The organism is Micromonospora okii, from assembly GCF_020884795.1.
GTDB classification, from domain to species: domain Bacteria; phylum Actinomycetota; class Actinomycetes; order Mycobacteriales; family Micromonosporaceae; genus Micromonospora; species Micromonospora okii.
In genome coordinates this window covers 1-22,029 of record NZ_BBZF01000029.1, presented here as the reverse complement: position 1 = coordinate 22,029, position 22,029 = coordinate 1, and the positions used below count along the sequence as shown (strand labels likewise).

The 22,029-nt window shown below is 67.7% G+C and carries 15 protein-coding genes and 1 pseudogene; 15 read left to right on the top strand and 1 reads right to left on the bottom strand.

What is annotated here, in order from left to right:
- The first annotated feature begins 85 nt into the window (after window positions 1-85).
- From LPU43_RS26750 to LPU43_RS26680, 15 genes and pseudogenes are all read left to right on the top strand, one after another.
- The gene (locus LPU43_RS26750) at window positions 86-1,348 is read left to right on the top strand and encodes a metallophosphoesterase family protein (protein ID WP_229403313.1); all 1,263 of its coding nucleotides are present in this window, start codon (window positions 86-88) and stop codon (window positions 1,346-1,348) included.
- On the top strand, window positions 1,336-4,335 hold the full coding sequence (locus LPU43_RS26745) for an AAA family ATPase (RefSeq protein WP_229403312.1): 3,000 nt from the start codon (window positions 1,336-1,338) through the stop codon (window positions 4,333-4,335). The genes LPU43_RS26750 and LPU43_RS26745 overlap by 13 nt, the downstream gene beginning before the upstream one ends.
- Window positions 4,336-4,584: 249 nt before the next feature.
- The gene (locus LPU43_RS26740) at window positions 4,585-6,036 is read left to right on the top strand and encodes a hypothetical protein (protein ID WP_229403311.1); all 1,452 of its coding nucleotides are present in this window, start codon (window positions 4,585-4,587) and stop codon (window positions 6,034-6,036) included.
- The gene (locus tag LPU43_RS26735; RefSeq protein WP_229403310.1) at window positions 6,033-6,791 is read left to right on the top strand and encodes a hypothetical protein; all 759 of its coding nucleotides are present in this window, start codon (window positions 6,033-6,035) and stop codon (window positions 6,789-6,791) included. The genes LPU43_RS26740 and LPU43_RS26735 overlap by 4 nt, the downstream gene beginning before the upstream one ends.
- Entirely contained in the window at window positions 6,791-11,434 is a 4,644-nt protein-coding gene (locus tag LPU43_RS26730; RefSeq protein WP_229403309.1) for a coiled-coil domain-containing protein, read from the top strand. The genes LPU43_RS26735 and LPU43_RS26730 overlap by 1 nt, the downstream gene beginning before the upstream one ends.
- Window positions 11,431-12,531: a hypothetical protein gene (locus tag LPU43_RS26725; protein WP_229403308.1), complete on the top strand. Its 1,101-nt coding sequence runs from the start codon at window positions 11,431-11,433 to the stop codon at window positions 12,529-12,531. Before LPU43_RS26730 ends, LPU43_RS26725 begins: the two co-directional genes overlap by 4 nt.
- 317 nt (window positions 12,532-12,848) lie before the next feature.
- A complete protein-coding gene (locus LPU43_RS26720; RefSeq protein ID WP_229403307.1) occupies window positions 12,849-13,076 on the top strand; it encodes a hypothetical protein in 228 nt (75 codons plus the stop codon).
- A 47-nt stretch (window positions 13,077-13,123) separates the two neighbouring features.
- Window positions 13,124-13,294: a hypothetical protein gene (locus LPU43_RS26715; protein ID WP_229403306.1), complete on the top strand. Its 171-nt coding sequence runs from the start codon at window positions 13,124-13,126 to the stop codon at window positions 13,292-13,294.
- 119 nt (window positions 13,295-13,413) lie between these two features.
- A complete protein-coding gene (locus LPU43_RS26710) occupies window positions 13,414-13,668 on the top strand; it encodes a transposase family protein (RefSeq protein ID WP_229403305.1) in 255 nt (84 codons plus the stop codon).
- A 62-nt stretch (window positions 13,669-13,730) separates the two neighbouring features.
- A complete protein-coding gene (locus tag LPU43_RS26705) occupies window positions 13,731-14,582 on the top strand; it encodes an ISAs1 family transposase (protein ID WP_229403304.1) in 852 nt (283 codons plus the stop codon).
- Between the two features lie 343 nt (window positions 14,583-14,925).
- Entirely contained in the window at window positions 14,926-17,610 is a 2,685-nt protein-coding gene (haaT, locus tag LPU43_RS26700; protein WP_229403303.1) for a cyclophane-containing RiPP biosynthesis TPR protein HaaT, read from the top strand.
- A gap of 48 nt (window positions 17,611-17,658) precedes the next feature.
- A complete protein-coding gene (locus tag LPU43_RS26695; RefSeq protein ID WP_229403302.1) occupies window positions 17,659-17,799 on the top strand; it encodes a hypothetical protein in 141 nt (46 codons plus the stop codon).
- A 17-nt stretch (window positions 17,800-17,816) separates the two neighbouring features.
- Window positions 17,817-18,911 carry an FxsB family cyclophane-forming radical SAM/SPASM peptide maturase gene (locus LPU43_RS26690; RefSeq protein WP_229403301.1) on the top strand — a complete coding sequence of 365 codons (1,095 nt, stop codon included), beginning with the start codon at window positions 17,817-17,819 and terminating at the stop codon, window positions 18,909-18,911.
- Between the two features lie 12 nt (window positions 18,912-18,923).
- Window positions 18,924-19,409, top strand: coding sequence for a GNAT family N-acetyltransferase (locus LPU43_RS26685; protein ID WP_229403300.1), 486 nt, complete (start codon window positions 18,924-18,926; stop codon window positions 19,407-19,409).
- 797 nt (window positions 19,410-20,206) lie between these two features.
- Window positions 20,207-21,615: pseudogene (locus LPU43_RS26680) on the top strand (IS3 family transposase).
- Between the two features lie 114 nt (window positions 21,616-21,729).
- Here the strand turns inward: LPU43_RS26680 and LPU43_RS26675 are convergent.
- Window positions 21,730-22,029: HAD family hydrolase (locus LPU43_RS26675; RefSeq protein WP_505846359.1), on the bottom strand; the 300-nt coding region annotated here is incomplete at its 5' end.

Genomic DNA, 22,029 nt, shown 5'->3' with positions numbered 1-22,029 from the left:
TCTGTACGGTGTGTGATCATCTGCGGACACCCCGGCGTCCGCGAAACGCCATCTATACCTGCCCGTATCCGCGAGAAGGGCCCTCATGAAGTTGCTTCACACCTCGGACTGGCATCTGGGTCGTGCCACCTACCAGGAATCCCGCGCGCCGGACCACGACGCGGTGATCGCCGAGATCATCGACATCGCCCGCGAGCGCAAGCCGGACGTCATCCTGCACACCGGCGACCTGTTCGACCAGTACCTGCCCGGCTACGTCGAGATCGAACGCGCCGCTGCCGCCCTGCAACAACTGGCGGCGATCGCCCCGACGGTCGTGGTCCGGGGTAACCACGACTCGGCCGCCCTCTTCCGGATCTTCAACCGGCTCCTTGGCGCCAACGGCCGGCTGCGGTTCGTCGACAAGCCGCGCCACGGCGACGACGGCGGTGTGCTGCGCTTCCCAGTCGCCGACGATCAGGTCCTGCGCCTCGCGGTACTGCCCTTCGTCCACGTCAGCGAGGTCGTCGACGCCTTCGGGCCGCCCGAGACCTGGGGGACGGCCTACAACGGCAGAATCCGCGGCTACGAGGCCGCGCTGGCCGACAACCTCATGCAGGACTTCGACCCGCACCGCGACATCGCCATGTTCGCGGCTCACCTACACGTCGGCGGCGCCCAACTGTGCAGCAGCGAACGCTCCCTGCACGTCGACGAGACCTACGCGACCGATCTCGACGCGCTGCCGCCGGTGAGCTACGCGGCCTTCGGGCACATCCACCAACCCCAGCGGCTACCCAACACCGCCATCACCGGCCGCTACGCCGGATCACCCCTCCAACTCGACTTCGGCGAGGTCAACGACCGCAAAGGCATCGTCATGGTTACCGTCAAAGCCGGCGAACCCGCGCAGGTCGAAAAAGTGCTGTTGCACAGGGGCCGCCGGTTGCGCAAGTTCGAGGGCACGCTCGACGAGCTCAGGATGCAGGCCGCCGACTTCACCGACGAGATCTGCCTGATCACCATCCACAGCCCCGCCCCAATCCCCACGCTGAAAGAACAGGTCTACGACCTGCTCCCGGACGCGACGATCCTGCCGATCACCAACCTGGCGGACAACCAGCGCAACGACACCGAACTCGCACGACCCGACACCGTCGCGCCCGAGACCGACCTGGTCCAGGAGTTCCGCCAGTACCTCGCCGAGCAAGGCGGCGTCCAGAACGGCGCCGTTGCCGACGTCATCCGCGTCTTCGCCGCCCTGCGGCAGGGAATCGACGAAGAACGCGACACCGTCTTCGCCGAAGAGACCGCCCTGGCCCAGACCCTCGCCCCGACGGCCGCAGGGAGCGCAACGTGCGACCACTGACCCTGCGCCTGGCCGGCCTCCGCGCCTACCGTACCGAGCAGACAATCGACTTCACCGACGCGTCTCTGATGGCCATCGTCGGCCCGACCGGAGCCGGGAAAACCTCCCTGTTCGAGGCCCTCTTCTACGCCCTCTACGGCGGCTGCACCTGGGACCACCGCAGCGCCGTCCCGCTCATCGCCGACGGCATGAACACCATCCTCGTTGACCTGACCTTTCGAGCCCGCAACCGGACCTGGCGCGTCCTGCGCTCCACTTCCCGCAGCGGATCCCCGACGGCTCAGCACGTCCTGGAATGCCTTGACGACACAGCTATCCGCCACGATCACAAAGACCAGGTCAACGCGACCATCGAGGACCTGATCGGGCTCGACGCCAAGGCCTTCCTCAAAGCCGTTATCCTCCCGCAAGGCAAATTCCAGGAGCTGCTGCACACCACCGGCAGACCGCGCACCGAGATCCTCAAGAGCATCCTCGGGCTCGACCAGCTCGACACCATGCAGAACCGGGCCCGCGAAGCCTACGACCGCATCCACCCGCAACTGGCCACCATCACCGGTCGGCGGCAACTCATGTTCGCCGACCCGCAAGCCGAGGCGAACGCGGCCACCCAGCGCAAGCAGGACAGCGAGACCCGCCGCACGCGGCTGCGAGACGCCAAGAACACCATCGCCGCTGCCCAGCGCGAACGCCAACGCCTGGCCGACCGGGCCCAGAAGATCGGCGACGCGGCGGCGGCCCTGCAACGCGTCCACGTCGCCGACGCTCCGGACACCTATCAGCGCCTCCTGGCCGCCGACGAGGCCTTGGGCGTCGAGTCGGACCGGGTCACTCGGGAGATCGCGGCGGCCGACGCGGCGATCGCCTCCGTACGAGCGGATCTCGCCACCGCCGAAGCGGACGGCACCGGGCAGGATGCCGTCAACACGGCCATCGCCACTCTAGAAGACGCCGCACGTCAGCAACCCGACCTGGACGCGGAGAAGGACCACCTTCACCAACGAGCCGAGGCACTCGCGACCGAGCGAACCGGCCTCGCCGGCCACCGCGAACAGGCCGAGCGGGCAGCGACCAACGCCGCGAATGCCGGCACCGCCGCCAGCACGGCCCAGCAACACGCCGACGAGCAGGCACAACACGTCGAGCAGTGCACGACGGCGTTGGCCGCCGTCCGGAAACAGATCGATCGTGGCCGCCAGGCTGACGAGGCGCGGGCCAAGGCGGACGCCGCCGTCATATCCGCTCAAGTGGCCCTCGCAGCAGCGGAGAAGGGCGCCAGCGAAGCCCACATCGTGCTCGCCCAGGCGGAAGAAGACCTCGAGACCTGCCGACGCGCCAGCTCGGCGGCACACGCGGCGAGCCGCAGCCACGCCGGCGACCCATGCCCCATCTGCTCGCATGAGCTGCCCGCCGACTTCGTCGCCCCTACCCCGGACGGACTCGAGACAGCAACATCCAAGGTCAGAACGGCCCAGACCGGAGTCCGTAAAGCCGACAAGGCGGTAGCGACCGCCACCGCAAACCTGGAACACGCCACCTCCGCGCAAGCCGCCGCCGCGGTCGACAGCGAGACGGCCCGCGAGACTCTGGTCGACCTCATCGCCGAACTTTCTCGCATACTCGGCACCGTCGACCTGGACGACCCGGACGACTGCATCCTGGCCGCCGTCCGCACGGTAGCCGGCACAGCCTGCGCCGAGGCCGAGAAGGCGGCCGGAGCGGGTGCCGCAGCGCTGAAGGTCTCGACCGAACTAGCCGTGGCTCTGGAACTTCACGAGCGGCGACTCTCGGAAAAGAGCGACGAGCTGGCGGACGCGCAGCTCGCGTACGAGAAGAAGGCCGCGGCTCTCAGCGCCCGGCTGGCCACCTTGCCGGTCCCGTTCCAGGCCGAGGGCCTGCCGGCGATAGCGGCCATCAACACGGCCCTTACTCTCGCGAAACAGCGCCGGGCCGCACTCAACGAAATCCGCGACGACCTGGAACGCGCCGCCCAACACCGCGAAGGGCTCGGAGCGCAAGAACGTACCCTCCAGCAGCGCCATTTGGTCGAGATCGAACGTCCCTCTCAAGCGCTGCACACGAAGATCGTCACTACGTACGAACGTGCCGCCGATCTTGCCAGGCTCCTGAATGCCGAGAGCTTGTCCGAATTTGTAGGTGACGATCTGCAAGCGCGTGCCACCTGGGCACGAGAGATCCAAGAAACAGCCCAACGCCTTCAGCAGGTAAGCGAGACAACGCAGACCGATCTACGAACCGCCGCCGAGGCCCAGAACAAAGTCGTGCAGCAGGCTCTGACGGAATCGCAAGCCGACACGAGCGACGACCTCGACGACCTCCTCGGCCACGCCGCCGCCGATCTCAAGCTCGCGACCGAGCACCTGACCGAGGCCCAACGCCAGATCCCCATCGCCGCACAGCTTGACATCTGCATCTCCCAAGCCCAGCCCTTGACCGAAGGGCTCAAAGAGCTCTGCCGGCTCCTGGCCGACGGCAAATTTCCCTCCTTTATCGTGGCCCGACGCCAGCACACCTTGCTCGACCTGGCCTCCGAACTACTCCTGGGCATGACCGGCCACCGTTTCCGGTTCGCCGACGACTTCCGCATCATCGACGGCCAAACCGGGCAATCCCGAGACCCCAAAACGCTCTCGGGTGGCGAAACGTTCATGGCAAGCCTCGCGCTCGCCCTCGCCGTCGTCGAACTGGCCAGCCGCTCCGGCGGACGTATCGAGGCGCTGTTCCTCGACGAAGGCTTCGGCGCGCTCGACCCCAACGCGCTCGCCGGAGCCCTCGACGCTCTCGCGCAGCAAACCCGTGGCGGCCGGCTTATCGCGGTGATCAGCCACGTAAAATCCGTCGCGGAGAATATCGATCGACTCCTGGTCGTCTCCAAACGCCCCGACGGAAGCGTGATCCACTGGGCGACAGCCGCCGAAAGAGATCAATTGGTGACCGACACCATGACCGAAAGCATGACCGCTTAACCGCCAGCACTCATAATCCGCGAGCACGGCCTTCCCGGGCGCATTTGCGGGGAACAGATGTTTAAATCTCGAGTTCCCGTCGTACCACTCGTTCACGATGACGTTTACCGCTTACCGCACAGACGGACGGAAGATCAAGGCCGAACACGAGCAATCATCCAAAGGATGGGGGAGGTTGAGGTACGGGTGGAGTCGGCACTCGATGACTTCGTCAACAATTGGCAACCGCGACAGCGGCAATCTTTCGGCATGATCGCGACCCTGGCGATCCGCCTGCAAAACCTGGTCGGCAGCCACCCGTCCTGGGACATCTACGACCTGCCGTCAATCGCCCTAGGCGCCCTGCACCTGGTCCTGGAGGACCGTCTAGCTGGCGGCTGGACCCGCGCGCAGCTGATCGAAGGGCTGCTTCCGCTCGCACGCCGAGCCGGACCGGACCGGCCGGGACAAGAACACCGCGACGCAGTGAGCGCCGCAGTAGATGTGCTGCTCAACCGCAGCGGCGGCGGCTCGGCCATCCGGCACCCCTACGGCGACTGGACCGGCGAGCCGTACCAGCTGCGGGAGAAGCCGCTGAGCTATCTGCTGGTCGTCGGCGCCGAGGACGAGCAAGAGCCGACGCTGAAGGCGGACGCCCGCGCGATCAACATGCACCAGGGGCTCTACCTGCTCAATCTGGAGGACCGCCGAGCCGCGGACCTGATCGTGGCGGAGCGGCAGCTGGCCCGCGGCGACGTCGACGAGGTCGTGGCCTCCGTCCAGCGCCAGCACATGACCTTGCAGGTGTCCGTCGACGAGATCCGCGCGCAGATCACACAGATGCGCCGCGACGTGCGCGCGGTGGACTATGCCAGCGACGTCGCGCCGCATATCGGCCAGCTGCTGGATCTGCTGCGCGAGCAGTTGACGACGACCGAGGAATTCAAAGCACGGGTGGAACAACGGCTGGAACCAGGGGAGCCCGGGGCGCGGCAGCTGATGCAGACCCGGCGGATCCTGGAGCTGCGCAGCCACACCTTGGCCGCCGTCTTGGACGAGGTGGCCCGGGTCCAGCAGGTCTTCGAGGAGGAACAGGACCGGCAGGTCTGGACCCGCTACAGCGGCACCCTGCTGGACGCCGAGGACAACTTATTCAAGCCGCTGCTGGACCTGACGATGCGCGATCTCGGGCACCTGCTGGAGCCTTTGTGTTTGCAACTGATGGGAGTACGCAAGCCGCGGATCGTCTCGGCCCACGCTGTGCTCGAGACCACCACGCCCCGCAAACGCACGCCCACCCCGGCCGCCGCCAATGACCCCTTCGATGTCGGTGAGCTGACCTCGCCACCGACATGGATGAGCGCGCAAACCAGCGCCGCCTTGCGCGAGCTTCTCGGGGACATCCGCCGCCCCATCCGGCTCTCGGCGCTGCTGAGCACGGCGGTCCGCGAGTACCCGCAGTTGTGCAACGCCGATGACCAGGCAGCCCTGCCGCATCTGGTCTGCCTGCTGGTGCTGACCAATTACGCGCCCCCGCTCGCCGCGGAGTTCGCCGACGAACAGGCCGCCGCCGTGCTGATCCGCCACCGTGACCTGCTGGACCCCGACCGGATCACCGTCACCCGCGACGGCACAGTCCTGGATCTGCCGGGCGCGTCCGGCGACGACCTTCTGCTCACGCCCGCCCCCGCCGGCGGCCCCCAACCGGGAGAGAACGCATGACCGACCTCGTCGATGTCGGCCGCCTGATCGGCTACGCCACCGACATCACCCGCACCCCGGGCGCTAGCGGGGCCGGCGCCGACTACCGGCACCTCGCGCAGCGCTATGTGATCGACGGCGAGTTCCGCACCGCAGTAGACGAGGTGCTCGACGGCGTGGACTGCGAGGTCACCGACGCCTCCGAGGACATCGGCCTGATCGTCTACCCCCGGCCATCGAGTCCGTGGGCGTGGCCGACCGGCACCGGCGACCTGGCCTGGAACAAGGGCGACGCCGACGACCGGGCTGCCCGGATGCTGGTCATCGTCGCCTTGCTGGCCCGGCATTTCCCGACCGGCATCGACGTCGAGTCGTTCCTCGACGACCCGCAACGCTCCCAGCTGCCGATCTCGGTGCAGGAGTTGGAGCAGTACATCCGCGACTTCTGCGAGCAGCAGCAGGCCGGCCGTGCCGACATGCCGAGCGACCTGAGCGACGACGATACCCCGCTGTGGTCGTGGTGGACCTCCCGCGACGCCTACAGCAAGACCGACCACGCCATCTCCCGAGGGACCACCAGCTACCTGGTCTACAAGACCCTCGACGGGCTCGCCGAGATCGGACTCACCCTCGACACCACCCGCGACAAGCCCGCCGAACGCAAGCGGTACCGGATGAAGCGACGCCTGCTGCTGCAATACCGCGACTTCCTCATGAACCCCCTGTTCAACGCCTTGCGCGAGCACACCACAAGCTTCGAGACGACGGAGAACTGATGCTCACCCCGACCCGGATCCGCCTGGTGAACGTCGGTATCGAACGCCCGCGGTTCCCCGACCTGATCATCGACATGCGCGCCGGAATCGACACCGAAGACGTCGTGATCATGCTGCAAAACGGTGGCGGCAAGACCACCTTCATCTCGATGTGGATGCACCTCTACGAACCACACCGCAACAAGTTCCTGGCCAAGATGTCGCAACGCGCGCAGAAGAAGTCCGGCCCGGCAAAGGAGTTCGACCACTACATTCCCGTCGGCCAGACCACCTACGTCGTCTGCGAGCACGCCATCCCCGGCGCCGCACCGAACCTGTTCGGCCAGGTGCCCCGCCTGGTCGCCGGTTACGCCGCCTGGCGTGACAACGAAGCGCAGGAACGCGCCGACGAGCGCTTCTTCTGCTTCGTCAGCAACGACAAGCTGACCTTCGACACCTTGCCGTTGCGCTCGGAAACCGGGGAACCGGTCGACCACGACGCGTTCTTCGACCACCTGATCGCCGTGAAACATCAAGATCCCAGCCTGCAACTGGCCGACGAGACCCGCGACAACCACTGGCGCGACGAACTCCGATCGCGCAACTTCGACCTGGACTTCCTGCGCCAGTTCCTGCTGCGGATGAACGTCGATGAGGGTGCCACGGACCGGCTGTTCACCTACAGCAGCTCCCGTACGTTCATCAATAGCCTCATCGACATCCTCGCCGACGACGCCGACACCACGGTCATCACGACCGAACTGGGCCGGCTGCGCGGCAAGGTCGCCGCCCGGACGGTTAACCTGGCCACCGACCAGTTTTTGCAACAGGCGATCAAGCACACCGGCCAGCTGGCCGACTCCGCCGCCACCTACACCACCGAGCTGGCCGCCCGCGCCGCCGCCCTCACCCAGTGGGCGCAGGCCAGCCATGTGGTCGAGCAGTGGACGGCGCTGACCAGCACGGCCCTGGTCCGGGTCGACGCCATCGTCAATGACGCCCGGGAACGACGCGACGGCGCGGCGCAGCGCCATCGGCACTTGCGTCAGCAACACGCGGCCTCGATGATGCGGCGCCGGCAGATGGAACTCGACCAGGTCCGCGCGGACCTAGACACCGCCCGCCAGCGCGTCACCGACGCCGAGCATCACCAGCAGGTCGCTCGCGCCAGCACGTTGATCGCCTCGTCAGCGACCGCATCACAGATCAAACAGCACGCGGCCGAGCAACTCGACCGCAAAGTCCGCGAAGCCGCGCCGCTGCGGGGTCGTCTCGCCTGCGCAGCTCACGCTCTGACCGCCCGCTACACCGCCGAGGCCGAAGGCCTCGCCGGGCAGCGCACGCAGATCACCGCCGACGACACCACCGCCCGCAAAGAACTGCAGCGCATCGCCGCCGCGCAGCCGGTGCTGGCAGGCCAGCACGCCGACGCGCGCCGTGATCTCGAAGATGTCGCCCAGCGGCGCAAGGACGGCGAACTCCTGCGGCGCGAGCTCCGTGAGTCCGGCACCGTTCTGCCCAGCGAGACCGGCGAGCAAGCACAGGGCCGCCACCAGCGGGTCGCCCAGGACGCCCACGATGAACGCAACAAGGCCCTCGCGGCTGCTGCGGCTGCCACCGCGGCGGGCAAGAGCGCCGCCGCCGACGCCAGGGCCCTGCAACGCCGGATAACCACGGTCGGCGAACAGATCGTCACCGCCGAGCAACGACTGCGCACCTGGAACCAAACCAGCGATGAGCTGGTCGCCGCCCTGCTAGCGTCGGGCCTGATCGACCTCGACCCGGTATCGCTGGACGAGCACGCCGACATCCTCGCCTCCGCCCTGCGCGAGCACCGCGAATCCTTACGCTCCCAGATCCGCGACCACAGCATCACCGCCGGGCAGATCGAACGCGACGTCGACGCCCTGAACCGCACCCAGCTCCTGCCACCCCGCCACGATATCGAGGCCCTGGCCGAACGCGTACGCACCGCCACCACTCGCGCGGTGCGTCCCGGCTGGCAGTGCCTGGCCGACCTGCCCCCGCACGTCGCCCAGGACTTCGCCCACCGGCACCCCGAGGTCGCCGACGGCCTGATCGTCACCATCGACGACGACTACCAGCAGGTCGCGGACTGGCTTACCGCCCACGCCGGCGAGGTCAACCTCTCCGCACCCGTCGTGCTGACCACCGCCGCCGCGTTCCAACCCAGCACCGGCACCGATCAGCCGCAACGGGCGGTACTGCTGCCCGACCCCGCACACTGGGACAAAAACGCCGGCCGCGAAGCCGCCACGACCGCCAACAGCCGCCACGAGCAGGCCCTGCACGAGCGCGATGCCGCACAAGACCGCGCCCGCACCGTCGAGCAACTGCTGCACGACCTCGACCGATGGCAAACCCACATCGGCGCCGGCGCCCGCGACCGGCTCGCTGCCGAGATCACCGCCCTGCACGAGGACAAGGCCGCGCTCGTCGAGCAACAGAACGAGCACGAGCGCGCAGCGGCAGACGCGAACTCCCTGGCCGAGGAATCCCGCGAGCAGGCCGAGGGCTACCGGGAGACGGAACGCACTGCCCTCGACGAGGCCAGGAGCGTGCAGCCCCTGGTCGTCTTCGAATCTGAGGCTGCGGACTTGGACCAGCGCCAAGCCGACGCCCAGAGCCGGCGTGACAACGCCGAGCGGCAGATCCAGCAGGACAAGGACCGCGGCCAAGACCTGGAACGCACCCGCGAGGACTGTGGCCGGCGCCTGATCGCGCTCTCAGTGAAAGAACACGACCTGCAGAGCCGGCAGACCCTCGTGTCCGCCGTCGTACGCACCCATCCGGCACCGCCCGGCACGTCGACCGCGGCGTTTGGCGCGACCTCGACCGATGCCCTGCACGAGCAGGTGTTCGCGCTGCAAGCCGAGTACGACGGCTTGGTCACCGACGACGAACTGCGGCTGACCATGCGCGACGCGGACAAGACCATCGAACAGATCACCAAAAAGCTCAAAGACCTCGACGCCCAAGCCGTCCACGACGCCGCACAGCGCCACACCGACGATCCGCAGAGGTCCCAAGCCGCCTGGGACCAAGACCTCGCGGACGCCTGCGACAACGTCGACCAAGCCAAGGAACACCGCGCGGAACTCACCGAACGCGAACGCGGCGCGCTCCGCGACCTCGCCACCGCACAAGGCATTGACGGCGCGAACACCACGCTGCTGGTCCAGTGGAACTCCGGCAGCCTCGCCACTCTCATCCAACTCCAACAACAGCTGGAGAAGAGCATCAGCGGCGCCGCCGGCCAACGCGCCGACGCCGCTGCCACACTTGACGCCTCGGTCGCCGCCCAGATCCGGCTGACCGCCTTCACCTCGACCGTCAAGGACCGATTCGCCAGCCGTCTCGAGACCGCCGCGACCACCCTGGCCGCCCCCGGCAAACTCGGGCGGCACATCGACCTGACCGACCTGCGATTCCGGGAACAACCCGGGGGTGGCGACATCGATCCCGCAACCGCACGGCTCACCCTGATCCGCGAAGCGCTCGACGAAGCCGCCGACAGCGGCAACCTCGACGCCTTCACCCCCGCCCTGGACCGGCTCAACCCCGACGACCTTCAGCCCCTGGTCGACCGGACCATCGGCAACCTTGAGAACGTCGACCGCCGCTACCGCCACGCCGAGAACCGCACCCACGCCCACGCCGAGGCATTACGGCAGTGCAGCAGCCGCGCCTCCAAGGACGCTGCCGCGAAAATCGTCGACCGACTCAAATCCGAAACCGTCGACGAACTCATCAGCAACGCCGCCAGCAACCACCACAACGCCAGCCAGCGCCTGTCCGCGGTACAAAGCGAGCTGAAAAACTTTGAAAAAGAACTCGACGCCTCCGCCCGCGGGGTCAAGAACATTATCGAGACCATTCGCGGACGCATCGTCTCCACCACCAAACAATCCCGGCTGCCCAACGACCCGAAACTCGGCCGCTGGGCCGGCCAGGACTTCCTACGCATCAGCTGGAGCGAAGTCGGCCGCGAAGCCCGCACCGATCAACTCCGAGAAGCATTCCAGCGGATGATCACCACCGGTGCCGACGACGACCAGTCACCGATGCACCGCCTGGTGGAAGCCATCACCGCCAACCTGTCGGTCTCCATCCTGATCCCCAAGGTTCCCTTTGACGGCACCCACTACCCGATCGAACAACTCGCCCGGCGCACCTCCGGCGGCGAAGGCGTCACCGCCGGCATCCTCATCGCCGCGCTCATGCAGTCGATGCGCACCAACAACCCCACCTTCCTGGTTATCGACAACATCTTCGCCAAAGTCAGCGAACCCGGCCTGCTACGCCTCATCCAGCACGTCGCCCGCGGCCTAAACGTGCAGCTCATCCTCATGACCCCCTCACGCGACGAACACGCCCTGAGCGCCTTCTCCCACTGGATCCAACTCAAAGTCGAAACCACCGCCAACAACCACACCATCGTCGCGCCCGCCGCGATCCCCACCGCCACCATCCCGCACCAGCTACGTCGCCAGCCCCTCACCGCCAGCCCCGCAGTTCCCAGCCTGGGCATGTCCTCCGCGGTCGTGTCCATCACCGACGCCTCCCTCGGCACGACGATCCCGATCACGAACAACGCGAGCGACGAACCAGCGGACGCCCCCGTACTGGCGGATCCGGCATGACCGCGACGTCCCCGCTCACCGAGCGCCTCTACGACGCCCTGGCTACCCACGCCACGAGCACCGGCCGTACCCGGATTTCCCTAGTCAGCCTGATGAGCATCCAGGCGCAGATCGAGCAGCACGCCGCCACCCGCTCCGGCGCCCGCGCCCGCCTGCGCGCCGCCCTCGACACCCTCGCCGCCGCTGGACGGCTGGAACCCCCACAAGGCAAGAAACTCTGGGACCAGACCGCCCAGCCCGCACTACCGGCCTGGATCACCGTCATCACCGACCTCGCCCCGGCCACGATCAGCGTCGACCTGGACACCGTCTTCTGGGCCCCGACCATATCCAGATGGCTACGCGAGTGGACCCGGATCAGCCGGCCTGGAGCCGGGATCCGCGCCAGCCTGCGAGAGATCAACACCTGGCTCCTCGAACACCTCGCCGGCCCACCGCCGATCGTCGCCCGCGAGGAACGCTCCCTCGACATCTTCGGCGACGAAAAGAAACTCGCCCGCATCGAAGCCAGCAGCATCTTCGCCGCCCACCGCCTCAGCCCTCAAGAGCTGGCCTACGAACGTCCCATCCCACCCCTACGCGCCGCCCGCCTCGCCGACCACGGCGACCTGCTTCTCATCGAGAACCAGTCGACGTTCGACTCCGCCTGGCGAGCGCTCCGTCACGACCCCAGCCCGTTCGCCGCGGTCGCGTTCTCCAACGGTTGGGAAGCCGCCTTCGCCGAACCCACCCTCCACGTCACCGAACACCTCCAGCTACGCGAGCCGCCCGCGAGGATCTGGTACGCCGGGGACCTCGACCTCGACGGCCTCGACATTCCGCTCACCCTGACCGCCAACCTGGAAACTCACGACCATCCGCTGCCATACCCGCTGACCAGCGCGTACGCAGCCATGCTGGCTGCGGGAACGACGACACCGTCCGGCCCGATCGAACGCGGAGTCGCCGAGCAAGCCGCAGAATGGCTCCCACAGCATCTGCGCCAGCAGACTGCCGACCTCCTGACGACTGGGAATCGCATTGCGCAGGAGGTGCTCGACCGCGCTTGGTGGTCGAATCCCACCTGGCGACGAGAAGTGCTTAGTGGCGCTGGGTGACTCGCGGAGCCGCGGCTTTTCGGCGGACCAACCAACACCGTGGTCGCACTCCTACCGGGTTGAGGAGTGGCCAGGCCGTCGCCGGGCCAGAACGGGCCCAACACGGCGAAGCGGTGGACGCGGTTGGTCAGCATGTCCAGTTCCCGCTGCCGACCGGCCGGGCCGACCTCCCAGGGCGCCCGGCCGGCGAGTGAAGCGTCAGCTGCGTCTGCGGGCTGTTCGCGAGCAGGTTGGCGGTCACCGGCGGCCGAGCGAGGGCATCGCATCGCACCTGCTTACGGTTGATCGCTTGAGCTACCCGCGTCGACTTCGACCCCGTGGGCGTCACCGTCGACAGCGCCTACGGCATCGCCATCTACATCCGCCGCCGACCCCACGGCATCCCGCGCCCCAGCCCCGCCTCCCTGCACCGGCTCCCGCCCGTGGTGCCCGTCTACGTCCGCAACGCCCGCGAAGCCCACGAACTGATCCGCACTGGCAACATCGAGCCTGCTCGCGTAGTGCACTTCAACCTTCCCGACCACGAACAGATGTCGCTCATGTGACCCGTTACCGACGAATGCGCAACGGCCACCGCGAGGAGGGAGACCGCATGTCGATCTACGTCGTACTCATCGACGGCTGGGACCAACGCAGCGCCTGGTTCTGCGACGACGGCACCCGCAGCTCCGACGCCCGGCTCACCCGCAACAGCAACTCCGACGACAACAGACCATACGGCAAGGCGAAGAGTTGCTGCCCTAGGGCCCCGGCAAAGTCGTGATGGTGTCTGACTTGGGGGTCTTGGTGTAGAAGCGCCGCTGTTGGTGGCAGCAAGACGGGCATGACCTGTTCAGAAGATCATCAAGGTTCCTACGCCACGGTGATCGTCCGAAGTGAGTCATGCCCGCGCTGCCATCATCGCTGATCTCGTCCTTGGCCCACGCACCGGCTCTGACCCTGCCAGAAACCGCTGGTGGGCTGCCCGAAGCACTCGCCGGTCTGCCTGATCCACGGGCCCGACGCGGTGTCCGGCACCGGCTGACAGTCGTGGTCACCGCAGCGGTGTGCGCCGTGGTCGCCGGCTACCGCTCCTACACGGCGATCGCCGAATGGGTCGCGATGTTCCGGCCTCGACAGCTCTCGCCCTGGGCATGACTCCCGACCGACGCCCGTCCGAGGCGATGATCCGTCGACTGCTACAGGCCGTGGACCCGCAGTTGCTGACCACCGCGATCGGGGCATGGCTCGCTGGCCGGACCACCACCGCTGCCCCGACGAACCCGCAGGCGATCGCCGTCGACGGCAAGACCCTGCGCGGCTCCCGCACCACCGACACCACCGCCCGGCACGTGATGACCGCCTGCGACCAGGCCACCGGCGTGGTCCTGGCCGGCATCGACGTCGACGGCAAGACCAACGAGATCACCCGATTCGCACCGCTACTCGACCAGATCAGCGACCTGCGCGACACCGTGGTCACCGCCGACGCCCTGCATTGCCAACGCGAGCACGTCACCTACCTCGCCCAACGCGGGGCCCACTGGATCCTGACCGTCAAAGGCAACCAGCCCCACCTACACGCCCAACTCACCGCACTGCCCTGGCGGGCGGTCCCCGACGCCGCACGCGACACCGACCGCGGACACGGCCGCCGCGAGATCCGCAGCTGCAAGATCCTGACGATCTCCACCGGCATCGACTTCCCGCACGCCGTCCAAGCCATCCAGATCCGCCGCCGCAGACGCCGCCTCGACCAGCCGAAACGCTTCACCACCGAAACCGTCTACGCCATCACCGACCTCCACGTCCACCAGGCGAAACCGGCACAACTGGCTAGCTGGGTCCGTGGCCACTGGTCGATCGAGAACAAGGTCCACTGGGTCCGCGACGTCACCTACGACGAAGACCGCAGCCAGATCCGCACCGGCACCGGACCCGAAGTCATGGCCGCACTACGCAACGCCGCGATCGGCGCACTCCGCACCGCTGGCGTCACCAACATCGCCGCCGCCAACCGGCATCACGCCCGCGACAGCACCCGACCGCTGGCACTACTCGGCATCACCTGACGACTTTGCCGGGGCCCTGGGTGTCCGGTCCTGGGGTGGAACTTCACGGTTCCCGACGTGTGCAGGCCTGCGAGTGCGGGAGCTGCGCCCGCCGCCGGGCTGTTGCGGGAGCAGGGAAACCTCGAGCGTCACGGGATTCGGGCCGAAACTTGTGTCGGTTACCCGATTGCTTCGATGTAGCGGCAGGCTCGGCAGCCTGCTCGCCGAGCGACGGCGTAAGTCCGTCACAGGGCAGGGGCACTCCCCCGGGACGCCCGGCGCACGATCCGGTTGGTTGGCGTGGGGCGATGACGCCGTCGCCGTCAAGGACCTGCCATAGTGCTCCTTGTCGATATGCCTTACGGTGCTGATCGTGAAGTTGCGCCGGGTAACCGTTGCGGGACTGGTTGCTGCCGGCGTTGCCGCAGTGACCCTGATGATCGGTCTGGTGACCAACGCCGCCTCCGATCAGCAGCGGTGGCCCGGATGGTTGTCTCTGGTGCAGCGGCACCCGTGGCAGTCGTTCCTGTTGCTTGCGGTCGTTGCCGTGCTCCTCGCCGCGTTACTGCCGGGCCTGACCGACCCCGGCCAGGTCGGCATGCGGAAAGCTGACGATGAGCCCACGCCCTCGGTGGGATCGGCTGCGGTCTTGCGTACCCTGCCGCGCGATGTCGCCGGCTTCACCAACCGACGGGACGAGATCGAGCAGATCCTGAACGATGCGTCGAAGGATCAGTTGGTCATGCCGGTCCGGACGATCGACGGCATGGCTGGCGTCGGTAAGACCGCCTTCGCCATCCACGTCGGCCATCTGCTGGCGCCGAGGTTCCCGGACGGTCAGCTATTCCTGAACCTGAACGGGCACACGCCTGGGCGTGGGCCGGTCGGGCCTGCTGAGGCGCTCGCGTCGCTGTTGCTCGCTGACGGCGTCGCTCCGCAGAAGATCCCGAACGGCGACGATCAGTGGGCGATGACCGAGGCCCGCGCCGCATTGTGGCGCACCCGGGTCGCTGATCGGCGGATGCTGCTCATCCTCGATAACGCCGCCACGTACGCGCAGGTGGAGCAGTTGCTGCCGGGCGCGGCCGGCAGCCTCGTGTTGGTCACCAGCCGACGTCGGCTGGCCGCACCGGACGCGACGAGTCTGCAGATGAGCGCATTGTCTGCGCCGGACGCCGCCGCGTTGTTCATGCGTCTGGCAGGTCGTAGCCGGCTCAGCAAGGGATCGGTCGGTGAGCTCGTCGCTGTCTGCGGCCACCTTCCGTTGGCGGTTGCCTTGCTTGCGGCGAGGTTACGGCACCATCCGTCCTGGACCGTCGAGGATCTCAAGGATCGCCTGCTGTCGACGCAGCACCGCCTGGTGGAGATGCAGGTAGGCGAGCGCGCCGTCGCGGCCGCATTCGACCTGTCCTACCAGGATCTGCCAGTTGAACGTCAGCGGTTCTTCCGCCGACTCAGCCGGTTCCCGGGGCTCGACGTCGGTGAGGAGGCCGCGGCGGCGCTGGCTTCGGTCTCTCGGGAGGTGGCGCGGTCCGAGCTTGAGGCGCTGTACGGGGATCACCTGCTGGATGAAACCGAGCACGGGCGATACCGGTTCCATGACCTGGTCAGGGACTATGGACGCAGCCTCGGGGATGACGGGCAGGATGGGATGATGTCGATCAAGAATCTCGCGGGACACTACCTGGAGACCATCGGCGCGGCGAACGCCTACATCAGCCGTGGGTCCACGGCCACCACGGCCCGATTCGACTCGCTGGCCACGGCCTCGGCGTGGCTTGACGCTGAGCGGGCGAATGTTCTGGCCTGCGTCGAGGAGTGCGTGCGCCGCGAGCAGCATGCCCTGGTCGTGGGGCTCGCCGCCGCGATGGCGCCGTACCTGCGCCAGGCGGGCCCGTGGGACCAGGCCGCCGAGCTGCACCGGACCGCGGTCGTGGCGGCGCGCCGCGTGGGTGACCGGAAGGCAGAGGCCGACGCGTTGGCGAACCTCGGCATGGTGTCCCGCCTCATGGCCCGGTACCGGGTGGCGGTGGAGACCCTGGACGAATCGCTCGCGGTCTACCGGGCTCTCGGCGATCTGGATGGGCAGGCGTCAGTGCTCAACCAGATCGGCATCGTGCACTACCTGATCGCGGCGTACGACGAGGCGGCCCGAGCTCAGACGGAGGCGTTGGGGATCTGCCGGGAGAACGGTGACCTGCTCGGCCAGGCGAACGCGCTCGCCGACCTGGGCATGGTGCGGCGTATGACCGGTGACTTGGGGCCTTCCGCCGAAGCGTCGACGGATGCGCTGGAAATCTACCGGCGGCTCGGTGATCGTTATGGCGAGGCCAACGCACTCCGCGACCTCGGACTGGTCCGGTCCCTGACCGGTGACTACGCCGAGTCCGAGCACAATGCCCGCGAGGCGCTGGCGATCTACACCAGCATTGGCGACCCGGTGCACCAGGCGTATGCGCTCAACGAGCTGGGCGTCGTTCGTCGCCTGAAGGGGGACCTCGACGGGGCGACCGAATCGCACGAACAGGCGCTGGCCAAGTACGCCGAGCTCGGTGACCGATTCGGCGAGGCCAACGCCATCCGGCACCTCGGGGTGTTGCACCGGCTCCGAGGGGACCGGGCGGCGGCGATCGAGGCCCAGGAGCGGGCGGTGACCATCTACGCCGACTTGGAGAGCCGGGGTGGGCTTGCTGCCGCCACGGCCGAGATGGGCGTCCTGCGTCGTCTCGAGGGCAACCTCGTCGGCGCCAGGAGCGCGCTGGACAGCGCTGCGGCCGGGTACGCCGAGCTCGGAGACCGCACCGGTCTACTGGAAGTGCACAACCACATCGGCGCGTTGCAGCTCGACGCCGGCGAACTCGATCGGGCGAGGATTCGATACGAGCTCGCGCTGTCCCTCGCCCGCGAACTGGGCGTGCCGCTGCAGGAGGCGCATGCGTTGGACGGCCTCGCACGCTGCGAGCAGGCTTTGGGGCGACCCGAGCAAGCGGCCGACCTGCGCAGCGCCGCCCAGATGCTCTACGAACGGCTCGGAAATCGGCATACGTAACTCCAATGCGTCCCGGTATCGTCACCGTAAGACATGAAGGAGGCGGCCATGCAGCAGTCGACGACGTCGAACGTGCAGTCTGTGCTGGCGACGGTGATCCAGAGGGGCCGCGCCCGGATCGCGGCCGAGCAGGTCAAGCCCGAGGCCGTTCGAGCCGCGCACGCGGCGTCGATTCCCGCGCAGTCCTGAGCAGCCACGGAGCGGGTATGCCACCACTGCGAACCTTCGTCCTCAAGGTGGTCAACCGCTGCAACATCAACTGCGACTACTGCTATGTCTTCAACGGGCCAGACCAGTCCTGGCGTGGCCTGCCCGTACGGATGAGCGTCGAGGTGGCCCACGCCGTCGCGCAGCGAATCGCCGAGCACTCCACCGCCCACGACCTCGACCACGTGGACGTCGTGCTGCATGGCGGGGAGCCCCTGCTCGCCGGGCCGCGCCACCTCGGTGCAATCCTGCAGATCCTTCACAACCGGGTACCGTCCGTCCGCATCGAATTGCAGACCAACGGCATGCTGCTCAACGACGACTGGCTGGACGTCTTCGATCGGTTCGGCGTCCGAGTCGGCGTGAGCCTCGACGGCCGGCCGGTGGCGAACGACCGCCATCGTGTCAGCCACCGCGGCCGGTCCACGTCGCACGCCGCGGTCCGCGGCATCGAACTGCTCCGCAACCGGCCCCACCTGTTTGCCGGCGTTCTGGCCGTGGTCGACCTCCGCAACGACCCTGCCGATGTTCACGACTACCTCGCGTCACTCGGGCCTGCGGTCATTGATTTCAACCTGCCCCACGCCACGCACGACAGCCCGCCGGAGCGCACCGATCCCGCTGAGCCGGAGTACGGCCGGTGGTTGAGCCGCGTCTACGACGCATGGACCCACGCCGACTCCTACACGCACTCGGTGCGCATCCTCGAAGACATCGTGGCTCTCAGCCTCGGCGCCAAGGGCTCCGTCGAATCACTCGGACTCGCACCGGCCGACATCGTCGTGGTCGAGTCCGACGGCTCGATCGAGAACGTCGACACGCTCAAAGCCGCCGCCCCGGGTGCTGCAGAACTCGGCCTCAACGTCTTCGACCACACCTTCGACGAGGTGGCGAGCCATCCAGCCATTCAGCAACGGCAGGCCGGAGCGGCGGCCCTGGCAGAAGAGTGCCAGCGCTGCCCCCTGGCGTCCGTCTGCGGCGGTGGGTATCTGCCGCATCGGCTGAGCGCTGAGCGCGGGTACCGAAACTCATCCGTCTACTGTCAGGACCTCGCGCACCTCATCCGGCACGTCCAAGCCACGCTTCCGGCCTGAAGGAGAAGCACCGTGCAGCACCTCGTCGTCCGCCACGCCGAGCCCAGCGACGCCAAGACCGTCGCCGCAATGATCGAGGAAATCGAACGGTACTACGGCGCCACATCGATCCAGCCGTTCGAGGAGCGGCTGGCACAGGTCGAAGCGGCACTGTTCGGGATGCCGCCGCTGGCGTACTGCGTGCTCGCGATCGCCGAGGACGACGTGGTGGGGTTGGCGGCATACTCATTTCTGTGGCCGGCGGCCGGATCGACGCACTCACTGTTCGTCAAGGAGCTGTACGTGCGGCCGGACGGGCGGCGGCTGGGCACTGGAACGCGGCTCATGCGGGAGATGCAGGCAATTGCGGCCGCCGCGCCCGGGTGCAGTCGAGTGGAGTGGATGACCGACCGGGACAACGACGCCGCCCGCGCCTTCTACCGGCAGCTCGGATTCGAGGAATTTGAAGGGAAGGTGAACTACCGCGTCGGGTCCGGCGTTCCGGAGCCACTCGGCTGAGCCGACGAGGACACCCGGCGGGTTCGACACAGTGGCGGCGGGGCCCCAGCGTCGAGCGCAGGAGAAATGCCGAGGGCGCGCGGGGTATGAAATATAGCCCCACCCTGCCGTCCCGCAATCGGCGCACGGCCTTCGGGCCCCCGCCTCCCGGGCCGCCCGCGCTGGCTCCGGCACCTAACCCGACACCGTGACGTGCCCCGACGGGCAGGGTCCCCGCCACCCGCAGAACATGCGCGTGAGGTGTCAACGCCGGCTGAACTTTTTCAGGCGGAGCCGACATGAGGGAAGGTCGGGTCGGCGCACTACGCGGCTCGGGCCCACTTCCACCACCTCCGCGCCTCCTATCGGCGTCACCCTTCCGCTGACCGGGCGAAGTGCTCATGAGTCAGAGACTGGGCCCTTCGTCGGGCCCCTCGCCGTGGATGTTCCGGTCGGTCAGCGCCTGCGCTGCGCCCGATGGCCACGATCGCGGAAGGTCCCTATTGGCTGAAGGATGACTATATTTACTCACCTCTAACCCAGCCTCCTTCTGGAGACGGCTGCGTGAGCTTGGTGGATGCGGCGAGGATGGCTGTCCGGTGCTGGCTGTGACACCGGGTGCTATGGTGCGGTCGAGCTTGGCCTTGCGCAGCTTGCGACGCTCCGCCTCGTGAAAGCCAGGCATGACCTTGCTGCCCCCCTGTCTGTCAGGGTGAGTTGAGGCCAGCGGTTCATAGCAAGTCCGCCGGACAGGGCGAGTTCAGGATCGAGAACCGTTGAATACTGCTGCTGAGATGGTCGTGGCCCAGGATGGGGTCATGAGTCGGAAGAAGGGTCTCCGTTCGGACGGCCCGCGAGCACGCCGGTCTTTCACCCCGGGTCAGAAGCTGGAGCTGCTGGCCGGATACGAGCAGGCCGTCGCCGCGGGCGAGGGCGGTGTCGGCGGGGCGTTCCTGCGGCGTGAGGGCTTGTACTCGTCGTTGATGTCAGAGTGGCGCCGGACCCGCAACGCGGGTCTGCTGCAGGGCAAGCCGGCCGGGGAGACGGTCGGACGGCCGTCGGCCGAGCAGGCCGAGATCGCCCGGTTGCGCCGCGAGCTGGATGTGGCGCAGGCGAAGCTGGCGCGGACCGAGACGGCGTTGACGATCATGGGAAAAGCGCGCGAGCTCTTGGAGGACATCTCCAGGAGCGAGCCGGACGGTCCGGACGTGTTCGGGCTCGGCAGACGCTGATGGCCGCCCTCCACGCGTTGACGGGCGCGAAGACCCCGACGAGGCAGGCGAAACAGTTGACCGGCATCGCCCGTTCCAGCGCCGATCGGGACCGCCGCCGGCCGAGTCCGGCGCCAGCGGTGCGGCAGACGCCGGCGAACGCCCTCACTGCGGCCGAACGCGAGCAGGTGCTGCGCCTGTTGAACAGTGCGCAGTTCGTCGACGCGGCCCCGGCGCAGATCTACGCGGCGCTGCTGGACCAGGGCGTCTACGTCAGCTCGATCGCCACCATGTACCGGATCCTGCGCGAACACAAGCAGATCCGCGAACGCCGCCGGCAGGCCCGGCACCCAGCCCGGCAGCGTCCCGAGCTGGTCGCGAACGCACCACGGCAGGTCTACACCTGGGACATCACCAAGCTCGCCGGGCCGGTCAAAGGCTCTTACTACGACGCCTACGTGATGATCGACATCTACTCCCGGTGCATCGTCGGCGTGCGGGTGCACGCCCGGGAGTCCGGCCCGCTCGCCGAGAACATGATGCGCGAGGTGTTCAACGTCCACGGCGTTCCCCACGTCGTGCACGCCGACCGGGGCACATCGATGACCTCGAAATCAGTCGCTGACCTGCTCGAATACCTCAACGTGACTCGCTCGCACTCCCGACCGAAGGTATCCAACGACAACCCGTACAGCGAAGCCTGGTTCAAGACGTTGAAGTACGCGCCGGTCTTCCCGGACCGGTTCGCGTCCCTCGCCCAGGCGCGGGCGTTCATGACCGACTTCGTGAGCTGGTACAACCACGCCCACCGGCACTCCGGCATCGGCCTACACACCCCCGCCGACGTCCACCACGGCCGTCACCACACCGTCCGCGCCCACCGGGAGAACACCCTCGCCGCAGCCCGAACAGCGCACCCGGAACGGTTCGGCGCCGCCCGATCCCTGCCCAAGATCCTCGACCTGCCCGAACAGGTCTGGATCAACAAGCCCGAGCCGCAACGACAAGCCGCTTAACACCCGTTGGCCTCAATCCCTTGACACGTTCCGGCCGGCCGCAAGTAGACATCAACCAACCCCAGTTACACCGTTAACTTGACAGACCCGCACCATGACAGCTATAGAAGCATCTCACTGATGCCCAGCTCCGGCGCAGCCGCAGTGCACGGTTACCTGGGCAAGCGACGACGCATGGGTCACGGCAACGCCACGAGGTACGTCGGCGTTACACGCGCCTTCCGGGCATATATGGGCTGCCGGCCAGCCGCCGTTGGCCGCCAGCTGCAGGTCCTGGGTGGCGCTGTCGCCGACGACTAAGCAGGCTCGCTGCCCGTCCTGCCGCAGTAATCGCCCGACTGCTGCGGCGAACCGGGGATCGGCCTTCGTTACCCCGACCTCGCCGGAAACCAGGACCCGGTCGAGGAGCGGTTC